Source organism: Streptomyces panacea, from assembly GCF_040560175.1.
In the GTDB taxonomy this organism is placed as follows: domain Bacteria; phylum Actinomycetota; class Actinomycetes; order Streptomycetales; family Streptomycetaceae; genus Streptomyces; species Streptomyces panacea.
This window is the reverse complement of the sequence record NZ_JARJHW010000002.1, coordinates 104,065-116,905: the sequence shown is the minus strand read 5'-3', so window position 1 is coordinate 116,905 and position 12,841 is coordinate 104,065. Positions and strand designations below refer to the sequence as shown.

11 protein-coding genes, 1 tRNA gene and 1 pseudogene are annotated in these 12,841 nt (G+C 69.6%); 6 read left to right on the top strand and 7 right to left on the bottom strand.

The window, feature by feature from the left end:
- Positions 1 to 433 precede the first annotated feature (433 nt).
- Positions 434 to 507, top strand: a tRNA-Gly gene (locus P3L51_RS01275).
- A 270-nt stretch (positions 508 to 777) separates the two neighbouring features.
- On the opposite strand, the gene P3L51_RS01270 is transcribed toward P3L51_RS01275, so the two are convergent.
- The 4 genes from P3L51_RS01270 to P3L51_RS01255 all read right to left on the bottom strand — a co-directional run bounded on the left by P3L51_RS01270 (position 778) and on the right by P3L51_RS01255 (position 3,374).
- Positions 778 to 1,443, bottom strand: a complete 666-nt coding sequence (locus tag P3L51_RS01270; protein WP_354603100.1) for a hypothetical protein — start codon at positions 1,441 to 1,443, stop codon at positions 778 to 780.
- A 94-nt stretch (positions 1,444 to 1,537) separates the two neighbouring features.
- The gene (locus P3L51_RS01265; protein ID WP_354603099.1) at positions 1,538 to 2,746 is read right to left on the bottom strand and encodes a tyrosine-type recombinase/integrase; all 1,209 of its coding nucleotides are present in this window, start codon (positions 2,744 to 2,746) and stop codon (positions 1,538 to 1,540) included.
- Entirely contained in the window at positions 2,743 to 3,009 is a 267-nt protein-coding gene (locus tag P3L51_RS01260; protein ID WP_382709318.1) for a helix-turn-helix domain-containing protein, read from the bottom strand. Before P3L51_RS01260 ends, P3L51_RS01265 begins: the two co-directional genes overlap by 4 nt.
- A gap of 107 nt (positions 3,010 to 3,116) precedes the next feature.
- Entirely contained in the window at positions 3,117 to 3,374 is a 258-nt protein-coding gene (locus P3L51_RS01255) for a hypothetical protein (RefSeq protein ID WP_354603097.1), read from the bottom strand.
- A 598-nt stretch (positions 3,375 to 3,972) separates the two neighbouring features.
- Between P3L51_RS01255 and P3L51_RS01250 the strand changes: the two genes are divergently transcribed.
- The 5 genes and pseudogenes from P3L51_RS01250 to P3L51_RS01230 all read left to right on the top strand — a co-directional run bounded on the left by P3L51_RS01250 (position 3,973) and on the right by P3L51_RS01230 (position 9,641).
- Positions 3,973 to 4,881 carry a helix-turn-helix domain-containing protein gene (locus P3L51_RS01250; protein ID WP_354603096.1) on the top strand — a complete coding sequence of 303 codons (909 nt, stop codon included), beginning with the start codon at positions 3,973 to 3,975 and terminating at the stop codon, positions 4,879 to 4,881.
- A 7-nt stretch (positions 4,882 to 4,888) separates the two neighbouring features.
- Positions 4,889 to 5,566 (top strand): annotated as a pseudogene (locus P3L51_RS01245) (zinc finger domain-containing protein); the annotation flags it as partial.
- 134 nt (positions 5,567 to 5,700) lie between these two features.
- Positions 5,701 to 7,215 (top strand): hypothetical protein, encoded by a 1,515-nt coding sequence (locus P3L51_RS01240; RefSeq protein ID WP_354603094.1) that lies wholly within the window; start codon positions 5,701 to 5,703, stop codon positions 7,213 to 7,215.
- A gap of 312 nt (positions 7,216 to 7,527) precedes the next feature.
- Complete coding sequence (locus P3L51_RS01235) at positions 7,528 to 7,923, top strand: plasmid mobilization protein (RefSeq protein WP_354603093.1); 396 nt, start codon at positions 7,528 to 7,530, stop codon at positions 7,921 to 7,923.
- Positions 7,920 to 9,641 carry a relaxase/mobilization nuclease domain-containing protein gene (locus P3L51_RS01230; RefSeq protein WP_354603092.1) on the top strand — a complete coding sequence of 574 codons (1,722 nt, stop codon included), beginning with the start codon at positions 7,920 to 7,922 and terminating at the stop codon, positions 9,639 to 9,641. The genes P3L51_RS01235 and P3L51_RS01230 overlap by 4 nt, the downstream gene beginning before the upstream one ends.
- Positions 9,642 to 9,802: 161 nt before the next feature.
- On the opposite strand, the gene P3L51_RS01225 is transcribed toward P3L51_RS01230, so the two are convergent.
- The 3 genes from P3L51_RS01225 to P3L51_RS01210 all read right to left on the bottom strand — a co-directional run bounded on the left by P3L51_RS01225 (position 9,803) and on the right by P3L51_RS01210 (position 12,724).
- Positions 9,803 to 10,372 carry a dihydrofolate reductase family protein gene (locus P3L51_RS01225; RefSeq protein ID WP_354603091.1) on the bottom strand — a complete coding sequence of 190 codons (570 nt, stop codon included), beginning with the start codon at positions 10,370 to 10,372 and terminating at the stop codon, positions 9,803 to 9,805.
- A 462-nt stretch (positions 10,373 to 10,834) separates the two neighbouring features.
- Positions 10,835 to 11,662 (bottom strand): SPDY domain-containing protein, encoded by an 828-nt coding sequence (locus tag P3L51_RS01215; protein WP_354603124.1) that lies wholly within the window; start codon positions 11,660 to 11,662, stop codon positions 10,835 to 10,837.
- An 891-nt stretch (positions 11,663 to 12,553) separates the two neighbouring features.
- Positions 12,554 to 12,724, bottom strand: coding sequence for a hypothetical protein (locus P3L51_RS01210; protein ID WP_435594350.1), 171 nt, complete (start codon positions 12,722 to 12,724; stop codon positions 12,554 to 12,556).
- Positions 12,725 to 12,841 lie beyond the last annotated feature (117 nt).

Genomic DNA, 12,841 nt, shown 5'->3' with positions numbered 1-12,841 from the left:
GCCCCGAGGATACGCAGAACGCGCGGGCCCGCCCCAACCCGGGCAACCCCGCGCGCCCCTACCGCCCACCTGCGTCAGCGCCGCCCAACCTCCACGGGCACGGCATGCCGCAACCGAGCACAACGCGGACACCGAATCAGCCGCCCGGGCCCGAGCCGCCCGGCGTCAAGCTGCTGCATCGGGAACGACGTAGTACTGAACACATGCCCTTCGGCACAGCGGACGACGGTGCGATCCATCAAATCCATCAGGTCCCTTCCCCAAAAACGCGGACGAACCCACACATTAGGGGATCAACGAGACAGCCATCCAAGCGGCACTCCGACGACGGAGGCTACGCCCCAACTCCCCCGACCGACAGCCGCGTCGAGCGGCGAGAGTCGACAATGGGGTAGAGTGTCCACGGAAGCGCCGGTGATCATGGGCGCTCCGCGCGGGTGTAGTTTAATGGTAGAACATGAGCTTCCCAAGCTCAGAGCGCGAGTTCGATTCTCGTCACCCGCTCCACGGCGAAGGCCCAAGTCAGCGACTTGGGCCTCCTTTGTTGTCCAGACCATTTTCCGGCCGCGTGCCATTCGCGTGCCATAGCGACCGCTCCGACCAGGCCGAACGCAACTGTCGGGCCCTCCCGCAACACGCCCGACGCCCCGTCATCTCATTTAGCGAGACGCGTTTTAGGTGACTTGCATCACAGGCGCGCGTGGGACTGGGCTGTGCACACGCGAACCATTCGCGAGGTTCTGCCGGATGTGTTCAGCGCGCTCAGGACGAATCGCGTCACAGCCCCGGGTGGCCGATCCCCCGGATTTCCCCGGCCAGGTCAGGCAGGCTGGTCGCCGCGTTCAGGTCCGAGACGAGTGCGGGGGTCAGCGGTCGCAGCGCGTATATGTGACGGACCGCTTCGAGGTTCACGGGGACCTCGTAGTAGTCCTCGGCGAACCGCTGGTACGCCTCGGGGGAAGGGTCCGCGAGGAGGTGGAACAGCCGGTTCGCGCCGTCTGGGTCGTCGTGGCCGGCGGGGAAGTCGATCGTTCCGTGGCTCCATCGGGTGTCGGCCGTCTCGCGCCACAGGCAGGCGGTCACGACCGGCGTGTCGTCCTCGTCGGTGAAGGCGGGTTCCTCGACACACGTGCGGAAGGCCGACGGAACGTCGTCGATCACGCCCGGCCAGACGTCACCGTCGTTGGCGTACGGGCTCATCGGCGACTCATGGTCGAAGCCGCGCATGTACGCGCCTGCCGCCGAAAAGACGATGGAGTACTCGTCCCCCGAGCCGTTGCGCATCGAGGCCATCTCCTCACCGTCGGCCCAGCCGGAGTTGAAGGAGTAGTACCGGTACTCCCAGTCAGGGCTGAGGATCGTGTCGAGCACCGCCAAGGAGCGGCATAGGTTCCGCAGGTCACCAATGGCAGGCAGTCGGCGCGCGACGTCGTATGAGGTCATGTGCTCATCCAATCCGCTGCCTCCGACAGTCGGTGTCTCAACTGGAGCGTTCACCAGGGCCGTCGTCGCGCTGGGACGAACCGTGCCGACAGGGCTACCTACGCCGCGCGCGCTGTGTGCCAGACCCAGAAGGGCGTGGCACGAAGGGATGGATGGTCGCGCTTCTGCTGCCGCCCTGCTGGGGTGGCTGCGTCTGGCGGCGGACGTCGTGGTCGATGTCGGCGGCGAGCCGGCGCTGATGCTCCTTGGTGGAGTGCTGGTAGATGAGCTGCGCCTTCTCGGAGGACTGGCCCGCGCGGACCATGAGGTCCTTCAGCTTGGCCCCGGTGTCGGCGGCGAGGGTGTTGCCGGTGTGCCGCAGATCGTAGAAGCGGAAGCCATCGGGCAGGCCCGCCTGGTCCCGGGCTCTTCGCCACTTGCGCCCGAAGGTCGTACCGCGCAGGGCCGCGCCCTTCTCTCCGACGAACACCAGCCCGTCGCCTCCTGGCTCGGCGAACCATTCCAGGTGACGGCGGAGGTCTTCGTACAGGAAGGCGGGCAGGGCGATCTCTCTTTTGCCGGCGCGGGACTTGGGGTCGCCGATGACGCGGTGTCCGGTGTTCAGCTCGGGCGCGGCACGGCGTACCCAGAGGGAGCCGGCGTCGAGTTCTATGTCTCCTCGGCGGAGTTCGGCGAGTTCCTCAGGGCGCATCGAGGCGAACGCGCCGAGGAGGACCATCAGCCGCCAGCGCAGGCCGATGACATCGGCGACGGCGAAGACCTGGGCCACCGTCGCGACGGGTCGTTCGTCGGCTTCTTCGCGTCCCGCGCCGCGGATACGGCACGGGTTCTTGCGGAGCATGTCGTCGTCGACCGCGGTCTCCATGATGGCTTTCAGCAGCCGGTACGACTTGGCGACCGTGGTCCTGCCCGTGGCCCGCAGCCGCTCCGCGCGCCAGGACCTGACGCGGGCCGGACTGATGGCGTTGACGTACAAAGCACCGAACGTCGGCTCCAGATGGAGTCGCAGGAGCCGGCGGTACAGCTCGTCCGTCGTGGGCGCGAGGCCCCGTTCGTCGATCCAGCGGCTGGCGTACTCGGCGAACAGCACCTCGCCGTCGGCCGGGTCGATCCAGTCGCCACGCGTCTGGTCGGCCTCGATCTGAGCGAGGAAGACCTCGGCGTCGCGCTTCGTCTCGTACGTGTCGGGGGCTGGGCGCAACATGCCGTCGGTGCCGGGGTACCGGGCCTGGTACCGGCCGGACGGCAGCTTGCGTATCGCGCCGAAGCGGCGACGCGAAGCCCCACGCGCGCGGGCGCTCACGCCGCTCTCCCGTGACGGGACCGCGTGCTGCGGACGGGCTCGATGGTCCGCTCGTCCACGTAGGCGCGAAGGACGCTTTCGGCGATGCGGACGTACTTGCCGACCTTGACGTAGCGGATACGGCGCTCGTGGATCAGGCGGCGTATGAACCGCTCGCCGGTACCGAGCCGTTCGGCGGCGTCGGCCACGGTGAGGAGGCGATCGGGTTCGTTGCTCACCTCCTTCCCGGCATCGGTCCGGGCGGAGGATCCGCGCGAGGGCATGGCGGAGCGGTCCAAGAACGTTCCTGTTCCGGCGCGCGGGACTGGCATCCCTGGTTGGCGCCTTGGGTGTTGATCGCGGAAGGGCGGGGAGAGGCGGGTCAGCCCAGCTAGGGGGCGGTCGGCTCCGGCAGGGGTGCGGAGGGCGAGACGCGCGGCACGCCTGCCATGACGGCGAGATCGTCGATACCGGGGCGTCGTGGGGTGCGTTCGATGCGGCACACGGCCGTGTCGGCCAGCGTGCGGCTCAAAGCGGGTGCCCGGTCGACGAGTTGCCACTTGTTGATGCCTTGCCAGGTGCCGACGAATTCAACGGTGGGGGCAGCCCGGATTCCTGGCGGGCCTATTGCGAGCGGTCTGATTTCCATAGCCAAATTTGTACCTCGCGTTCGCCGGTTTGGTGAACCGGCGTTCTGCGGCTATGTTGCGCCCCGTTTCACCGTCACGGGGAAGTTGAGCGGGCCACCCCGGGGGCGAGGTGCGGGTGTCGGTGGCGGGCGTCGAGGTGTGGCCTGACGTGGGGTTGTGTGTTGTAGCTCGGATCGCGGCGGCTGTGCAAGGTTTCCGCGATGTGATGCTTCTGGCTTTGTCCTTGGGCGGGCTTTTTCGTCAACCGGCGTTTCGGGTCTACCGTTAGAGAAAGGCCCCCGTAGCCGGTGTTCGCCGACAGCTGTCCGCTTTCTCCGGTGAATGCTGGACTTGTGCGGCGTGGGCGTGGCTTCTTGGATTCGCCCGCCCGGAAATGAGGCCGGCTCCCGGCACGCAGAGCGCCGGGAGCCGCCAAGTCCCCTGCCGATTCGCCCTTCCGCGACGAACACAACGGTGTGCCATGGGTGCCAGCCCAATAGCCACCGGGTGAGGAACCTCCATGCCCGACCTTACGGCCCAGCCCGCCGTAGGCGTCTCCCATGCCCCGAGGCCGAGCCAGCCTCCTGGTCCCACCGCAGCCGGCCGCCGGGGCGGCCGATGAGCAAGGACGCCCGTGAATGGGTGTGGGAGCACAGCTCCAGCCGGGGAACCGCGCGTCTGGTCCTGCTGTCGATCGCCGACCGGGTGCCGGACGAGCAGTGCGTCGCCTGGGCCTCGATCGCGTCTCTCATGCAGCGGACGAATGCGAGCCGTAACGCAGTGCGGAGCGCTCTGACCACCCTGGTGAACAGTGGCGAGCTGCAGACGCTGGACACCTTCGTCGGTCCGCAGCGCAGCACGGTCTACCGGCTGCCGCGCACCGCCGCACAGCTCACCAAGGCCGCCGCAGCCACGGAGGACGACCTCGAGGCGATTGTCGAGCCGCCGACCGCCTCCGATCCGGTGCCTGAGCTGGACGGGAAACGGCTGCGGAGGCACGGAATCTGGCCCAGGGACGGGGCGGAATCCGACCCCCGTCGCCAGAATCCGACCGGGTCGGAATCTGGCCCCTCACGTCAGAATCCGACCCCTCGACGGGTCGGATCCCGACCCCCGGAAGGGTCAGAAACTGACCCCCAGAACCGTAGTGAACCGAAGGTGAACCGAAGTAGGTACAGCAGCAGTGGTGCTGCCGCCGTCACCTCGGCCACCGAGTGGCAGGCCGACCCGGACACCCACACCTGGACCCGGCAGCAGGGCCATCTCGACCGCCTCGGCGAAGAGGGCCTCGCCACCGCCGACGCGAAGTGGCGTGCCCACCGTGCCGAGTACCAGCCCCGCACGGCAGGAGCGTGGGCGGCGGACTGGCGGTCCTGGATCGCTCGGGAGCACAACCCCACACCCAGCCGCCCGAACCTCCACGCGATGCCCGGCCAAGGCCCCTCCCCCGCTGGAGGGTTGACCCGGACCCAGGCCCACAGCGCCGCCCTGCGGGCCGCTCTCGACGAGCCGAACGGAACGGAGTAGCACCCCGGTGACCCCCTACGAAGTCGGCGCCCTGCTGGCCTATCTCGGCCGGCTCGACCCGCGCCTCATCCGCACCGACACCGGCGAAGCCCGCGACCAGATAGCCCAGTGGCACCACCTGCTCGGCGACGTGCCCCTGGACACCGGGCACGGATGGGACACCCGCCTCGTCGCCCGGGACCACATCCTCAACTCGCCGTACCCGATCCTCCCCGCCGACATCGCCCGCCGGTGGAACGCCTACCGCCGCGACCGTCTCCACCGGCACACCGACCCCACCCCGACCGCCGATCCGGACAACCAGGCCGCCTGGACCGCCGAACTGGCCCGCACCAGGCGGGCCGTGGCCACCGGCAGCGCCGAGCCCGCCCAGCACCAGGCCCTCACCGGCGGCTGGGCACGCCCCGACCTGGAGGCGCGGCTGAGGGAGATCGGCTCCTGCATACCGCCGACCGTCCGCACGCAGCTGGCCACCTACCGGCCCACCCGCGCGGCCCGCGAAGCGGCTATCGCCCAGGGCCGGCCGGATGCCCTCGGTGTCCGCTGCGAGTGGTGCCACGCCGTCGAGGGCCAGCCCTGCCGCAGCAGGCGCGTCGGCCCCGAGGGCGGAGCCAGAGGCAACACCCCCCGCGCCACACCCCACCCGAGCCGCCTCGATCTCGCCGCGGCGCGGCACACCCGGCAGCCCTCGACGGTCTCCGGCCGGACGAGACCGAGTTCGACCAGCAGCCAGCAGGCACCCAACGGACCCGGCACGGACGAGGCGGTGACCCGTCAGCCCTCGGCTGACACCGCGAACTCCCCTATCGGAAAGGCCGCATGAGCAACCTCCTGTCCCCGGGTTCTCTCACCGCCCTGCCTGCGCTTCTCGCGGTCGGGATCGCGGTCACTGGCATGATCGCCCTCGCGGCAGCGGGATGGGGCCGCCGACGGCGTGCCGCACGGAGCGTGCGTCGGCCGGGCAGCCCGGCGGTGAAGGTCGCCGCGCTCGCGGCGCTCGGCTGCACCGCCTACAGCGCCGACACCTCGTGGCGGTTCGCCGCCGACTACCTCGACATGGCCGGCACCGTCGAGCGCGCCATGATGTTCGGCGCTGCGGAACTGGCTCTGTTCGCCACCGCCCTGATGGCCCGGCAGAACCTCAACACCCAGGGCACACCCGGTCTGCCCGGGAGCCTGGTCTGGGTCATCACCGGAGTGCAGATCATCCCTGCGTACGCCGAGTCCGGTCCGGTCGGCGGCACCGTGCGGGCCTTCGTCGGCCCCGTCATGGCCGCGATGCTCTGGCACCTCGCCATGGGCATCGAACTGCGCCTGCACAAGCCGGACGCCGCCTCGCACAGCCTCCTCGCCACCCTCGGCCGCGAGGCGCGCGAGCGCCTCCTGTCACGTCTGGGCATCGCCGCCCGCGACCGCGACGCCGCGCAGATCACCCGCGACCGCGCCACCACCCGCGCCGTCACCCTCGCCACCCGCCTCGCCGAACACACACCCGCCCAACGGCAGACGTGGCGCGGGAGGAGACTCGCACACCGCCTGTCCAAAGCCGTAGGAGGAGCTGCGGTCGGCACCGACCCCAAGCAGCGCGCGCAGCTCCTTGACCAGCTCGCCGCCCGACGGCACGCACAGACCCTCGCCACCGTCTCCCTCCCCTCCCCCTGGACCACCGGACACGACGAACCGGCTGATCCGGGGTCAGGCACGGTCCCCTCACCGAAGGCCCGGAGTGCCTCGGTCCCGGGCGACGGTCCCCGCACGGATACCGAACCCGTCGGGGACCGGACAGCCGGGACTGAACGGGGACCGGTCCCCAAAAGCACAAGCCACAGCTTGGGGACCGACGTGGGGACCGAACGGGGACCGGTCCCCGAAAGCCGATACCAAGACGCGGGGACCGAGCTTTTCGCGGGAGAAACGCCTGCTCACACCCCCCAAACGCACCGGGGACCGAAGGGGACCAAGTCGGGGACCGACCGCATCGGGGACCGGGGACCGAGCGGGACCGACACGGGGACCGGGACCCGCTCGGGGACCGGGCGTGGCGGGGACCGGGGCCATGTTGGCACGGTCCCAGCACGGCGGAAGCCGAAGGGGAAGGGCAAGCGGACCCGTGCACGCCAGGCGAAGGGCGCGTCGAGGGGATCGGCGCTGCCGATGGAGCAGCTCGTCACCAGGGTCAGACCCCATGTTCCGGCGCTCCTGGAGCGGGACGGCAACGAGACCGTCAACCGGGTTCAGCTGCGGGAGATCCTCCGCAACGAGGGCCTGACGGGCGGCCGGAACGACCGTCTGGGCCTCGTCCTGCAAGAACTGCGCACCAAAACCACCACCTGACATCCGACGACCACGCACGATGAGGAACCGAAACCGATGACAGACCCGCAGAACACCCCCGCCCACGAGCCTGGTCAGGAGGACTCCAACTCGGCTTCAGGCGGAGCAAGTTATCGCGTGAGCATTGCTGCCGATGGCAGCAATGCTCACGCGTCTCCCGCCCCGGGGGTGGCGGGAGCCGGTCGGCGCCAGGGGGCGCCGGCCGGTCCGGATGGGGCCGAGGGCGGCCTCCGTCCGGGACAGCAGGAGGAGCAGCACGCGTGCCGTCGTTCGTCGTGTGAGCACGCTTGCGTCGCGCCGTTGAAGCCGCGTGTGAAGCAGCGTGAGCGTCTGCGTGACGACGACAAGCGCATGCACCAGCCGAGCTGCCGCATGAACGACACCGAGTACCAGCGTCTTGCCCGTGGTGCTGCCGCCTGCGGTATGAGCATCGCCGCGTTCCTCGCCCGCGCCGGTCTCAACGCCGCCCGAGACCTGGAGCGCACCGCCGCAGAGGTGGCCGGTGAACGCGAAGTGGTCAGCGAGCTGTTCGCGCTGCGCCGGCATCTCGGCCAGATCGGCAACAACCTCAACCAGGTCGCAGCAGCCGCCAACTCCGGCGCAGACGCGCTCCACGCCACCGCTGTTCTCGACGCCGTCGAACGCGCCGCCCGGCGGGTCGACGCCTTCACCCAGCACTACCTCACCGGCGAGAACCGGCCCGGATGATTCCCCGTGTTCAGAAGCGGGGCAGCCGCACAGTCGGCCTGGTCTTCTACCTGTATGAGCCCGGCAGGTGCGAGGAGCACACCGACCCCCACCTCGTCGCGGCCTGGGACGCCTTCGCCCCCGACCCCGGACGCCACCCGGACGCCACCTACGCCGACCTCGCACGGCTCCTCGACCAGCCCGTCGACGCCCTGGTCCCCTCAAGTCGCCCAGACCAGCACGTGTGGCACCTGTCCGTACGCAACAGCCCCGAGGACCCGCTGCTCACCGACGAGCAGTGGGCCGACATCGCTCGCCGTATGGTCGCGGCCACTGGCATCGCCCCCACCGGCGACGACACGGCCTGCCGCTGGGCCGCTGTACGCCACGCGGACGACCACATCCACATCGTCGCCACCCTCGTCCGTGAAGACGGCCGCAGACCACGGCTGAACAACGACGCCGCCCGCGCCCAGGCCGAAGCACGCCTCCTCGAAGCCGAATACGGCCTGCGGCAGCTCAACCCCGGCGACGGTACCGCCGCGAAACGCCCCACCAACGCGGAGCGCCACAAAGCCGCACGCGAGAGGCGCCCTCAGACCCCGCGCGAGGAACTACGAGAAACCGTCCGCCACGCGGCAGCCGGCACCATGAACGAGACCGAGTTCTTCACCCGCCTCACTGCCGCCGGTCTCCTGGTTCACCAACGTGTCGCGCCCTCCGGTGACCTCCTCGGCTACAAGGTCGCCCTGCCCGACGACCGCAACCACGACGGCGAACCCGTCTTCTACGCCGGCTCCACCCTCGCCCCCGACCTCTCCCTCCCCAAGATCCGCAAACGCTGGACCACCAGCGGTCCAGAGTCGGAACCTGACGCAGGGGCCGACGTGTCCGCAGGTCATCGGTGGCCGGGGTCGGCAGGCGCCAGACGGCGTGCGAGCACCGCGATGTGGCAGGCGCTGCTGGTCATCGACCACGGCACCGACGAGCAGATCGCCGCCCGCATCGCCGGGGCGGGGGAAGTCCTGGACGCACTCGCCACCACCTCCGCCGCCCCCACCCGGCACGAACTGCGCCGGGCCGCCTTCGTGTTCGAGCGCGCCACCCGCTCCCACACCCAGGCCGTACGCGGACACGACCGCGCGCTTCGCCAAGCCGCACGCGACCTCGTCCGCAACGGACCGGCCGGCGGGGGCGGGGAGGACGGCGCGACCACGGCCATGGTGATCGACATGGCGTTCTTCCTCATCACCGCCGCCGCCCACTGGCACGCCCGCAAGAACCAAGCCCAGCAGGCCGCCGCCGCCCGCCAGAGCGCCGAACACCTGCGTACCGCCTACCGGGCCGCCGCCCAGCACCCGATGGCCGTACTCCGCCAACGCGGCCAGCGCCTCACACAGCTCCGGCTACAGCGACAGGCCGCGCACCTCCGCACGGCGGTGCCGGAGCTGGCCGAACAGATCCTCGCCGAACCCGGCTGGCCCGCCCTCGCCGCCACCCTCACCGATATCGAAGCCACGGAACACCAACCGGCCACCCTGCTCGCCGAAGCCACCACACGCCGGGAGCTGGACACCGCCGACTCCATCAGCGACGTGCTCGTGTGGCGGCTGCGTCGCATCGCCGACCTTCCCGCCGACACCGAACAGATACCCGACACCAGGAACGCCACAGCACCAGCACGGGCGTTCCCGGGCCACCGGACCGGGACCCGTCTGGACCGACCACGCCGGCGGTGAGGACTAGTGCCACGTCAGGCAACGTTTGCCGCGCCCGCTACGGGCACTTCCTCGGTGCGATGTCCCCGTCGATATGTCCGCGCGTTCGAGGGCACGGCCAACGCGACTGCGAGCCGGCGTTGCGTCGCGAGGGAGCGGCCAACGTGCCAGGACCAATCGCGTCAAGCCGCACCTCGCGTGGGCCGGTATCGCTGGGCTACCGCCCCGGACCGGAACTCATGGCGGTCCAAGGGCTCGAGCTGGATGCGCTCGCGCAGACCGGCGAGCAACGTCGGCCCGTGTCCGGCAAGGACCGGCTGCACAAGGAACTCGTACTCGTCGATCAGTCCCAGATCTGCCAACGCCAGGGGGAGCGTCACGCCACCCACCCACAGGCCCTCGCCTGACTGCTGCTTGAGCCGCTGAACCGCTTGCCCCAAGTCGCCTCGCACCAGCTCGGCATTCCAGTCGACCCCGCTCAGTGTGCTCGACACGACGTACTTCTTCGCCCGGTCGATGGTCTCGGCGAACGGGATCTGCCACTCAGCCATCCAGTCGGGCCACGTGTCCGTGGCCGGCTTCCGCCACACCGACTCCATCATCTCGTAGGTCACCCGGCCGAATAGCAGGGCATCGGCTCGCTCCATCTCAGCGGTCCAGTAGCGCATCGACTCCTCGTCCGGGAGGAGCCCTGCCTCGTGATGGCAGCAGCCGTCGAGCGTGACGTTGATCGAGTATCGAAGTCGTCTCATCTGGTTGCTCTCCCTTGATGCGCGCAGCGCGTTTTCACCGGACCGTACTTAGACGACTGTCGGCGCCATTTCTCATCGGCGCCCCGAACACATCCTCACCGACCCCGCCTTCGACGCCCTCACCACTGTCCTCGCCGAAGCCGAAACATCCAGCCACAACGCCACGACCCTCCTCGACCAGGCCCTCAACCAGCGCACCCTCAACGACGCCCGCAACCCCACCCGCACACTCACCTGGCGCATCCGCCGCCTCAGCCAACGCCACACCCCCAGCCCACACGCACAAGCGGCCAAAACCCGCACCACCACACCACCCCCAACAACACTCCAGCCCCCACAACGCCGATAGACCACGGCAGGGCAGCCTGTATGCCGCGCGCAAGCAGAAACGTGCGATGCCCGGCCCCCTCCCAGAGGTGGGGCCGGGCATCGCACGTCAGGCCGAGGAGGAACTGCCGACCGTCAGCTCGCCGGTGCGAGTAGCAGCCGGTCGCGGGTGCTTTCGGGCAACACCCGACGCAGGACCGGGGCGGTGGAGCTGAGGGAAGCGGCGAAGGCCGCGACGAGATCCTGCGGCACGCCGGCGGAGAACGACGCCGCCCACAAGCACCCTGCACCGACTACGGGTTCGGCCCACGCCTGCCACCCGGCCGGGCCCGCCTCGTCGACCGCCAGAGTCAGAGCACGCGGGTCACCATCCTGGATGAGCGGCGGCACCTCACCGAGGCTCACGCACGTGGTGAACATCGGATCTGTCGCCATGGCGTGGGGCTGGTCAATGTCCCGGAGCCAGCCGTTCGAGGTGACAGCGTCGAGCACCAGCTCCGTGCTGCCGAGCGGCACGGCGGGCTGGGCGCGGTCGCCGAGTCCGACGAGGAAGCCGGCCACGGCTTCGCCGGGGACACCCGGTGTGAAGTAGGCCGACCACGTGGCGAGCGGACTGTCGATGTCCGCACGGGCAGAGACCTGCCAGGCGACCGGCAACTCCCCCAGGAGGAACGGCTCATCCGCCAGCACCCACTGAGCCCAGCGCAACGTGTCCGGACTGACATGCAGGACGGTACTGCGCAAGACCTGACGTTCCTCCGGCCCCTCGTCCGGCTCCCGCCGTCCGCGCACGATCGCCAGGTTCGCCCAGCCGAGCCCGGTGAGTGTCCCGGCCACCGTCTCGTAGAGCTGGCCGTCGTCACCGGCCAGATACCGGGGACCCGCCCAGAACACCTGGACTCCCAACGAGGCGGACGGGGTGGGCGGTTCGAGCGGGAACTCGGGATACAGAAGCGCCTCCAAGGCCAGGGGTGAGCAACTACATTGCTGCTGGGCGATCGGCACAGGGATGACAACTCCGGTCAGCCGACTCGGGATCCCTTCCGGCAGCAGCCCGAGCTGGATCTCACGTACGAAGCACGCCGCAGCACCAAGATGGTCCGTGGGCCTCACCGAAGAGCAGACGCGCCTGCTCAGAAGCTGAACGGGCGAGGTGCTCAGCGTCTGAACGCCGCAGCCGTTCAGACGCTGAACAGGCACTTGTACTCACCGCCACGGATCCGACTGACTGAATCAGGCCCGCGCGAGTCGAGGACAGTGCCTCGCCCTCGTGCCCATCGTGGCTCCCTGCTGTTCACCCAGGGAACGGCAGGAGCGTTCACTAGTGAACGGCGCCTGCGTTCACCGAGTGAACAGCTCTGGCCACGACCGTGCATCTGCCCCTCGGCGGGGACCAGCAAGGAAAGACGTGGCTGCCCTTGCCGCTGACGTGCACGTCCCATGACGGGCAGGGCGACCCCGACCCGCTCGCCAAAGGGAACGCGCTGCCCGTTCCTCCGAGGAACGGGCAGCGCGTTCCGAAACGGAACACGCTCGGTGTTCCGAGACGGAACGCCCTTCGTGTTCCGAAACGGAACGGGACAGCTGCAGAGTCTCAACGGTCAGGGACATCCGGACCCATGATCACGAGCAACCACCCCTCCAACTTGGGAGTTTCAGGGAAGGTCGTCTACGTTGACATGCTTCTGAAACCGTTGGCCAGTCATTCCGCAGCTTTCCCGTCTGCCCCCGGCGAACATGTGCGGCGCCGCAGCCGGTCGGGCTCCTCCCTGCCCCCTTTGACCCGCCGGTTCTTCGTCGCTTCCAAAAGAGGGACGAGCGCCAGCGCTTCGGCGTGGTGGCCGGATCGCGCGCCTACGCCCCGTACGTCCGGACGAACATCGACGTGACCGGGTTCTCATCCACGACGACACCACGGCGGTTGTACGAGCTCACCAGCGCTTCCAGGCGCCGCACGCAGGGCGCGCAGCAGAAGAACGGGGCGTCGCCGGCTTCCGCGCTCTGTACGGGGCCGAGCCACAGCACGGGCACTCCATCGTCCTCGCAGCGCCAGCACAGGCCGCGGTTCCACGTCCGGTCCACCTTCGCCTACCGCGTCAAGATGCCGACGCACAACACGGCCATCAGACCGGCGAGCATCGC

What these genes read in the sequence shown, in the direction of transcription:
- P3L51_RS01270 (WP_354603100.1), bottom strand. Translation starts at nt 1,443, where the DNA reads ATGACCTCATACGACGTCGCGCGCCGACTGCCTGCCATTGGTGACCTG.
- P3L51_RS01260 (WP_382709318.1), bottom strand. Translation starts at nt 3,009, where the DNA reads ATGCCCTCGCGCGGATCCTCCGCCCGGACCGATGCCGGGAAGGAGGTG.
- P3L51_RS01255 (WP_354603097.1), bottom strand. Translation starts at nt 3,374, where the DNA reads ATGGAAATCAGACCGCTCGCAATAGGCCCGCCAGGAATCCGGGCTGCC.
- P3L51_RS01250 (WP_354603096.1), top strand. Translation starts at nt 3,973, where the DNA reads ATGAGCAAGGACGCCCGTGAATGGGTGTGGGAGCACAGCTCCAGCCGG.
- P3L51_RS01240 (WP_354603094.1), top strand. Translation starts at nt 5,701, where the DNA reads ATGAGCAACCTCCTGTCCCCGGGTTCTCTCACCGCCCTGCCTGCGCTT.
- P3L51_RS01230 (WP_354603092.1), top strand. Translation starts at nt 7,920, where the DNA reads ATGATTCCCCGTGTTCAGAAGCGGGGCAGCCGCACAGTCGGCCTGGTC.
- P3L51_RS01225 (WP_354603091.1), bottom strand. Translation starts at nt 10,372, where the DNA reads ATGAGACGACTTCGATACTCGATCAACGTCACGCTCGACGGCTGCTGC.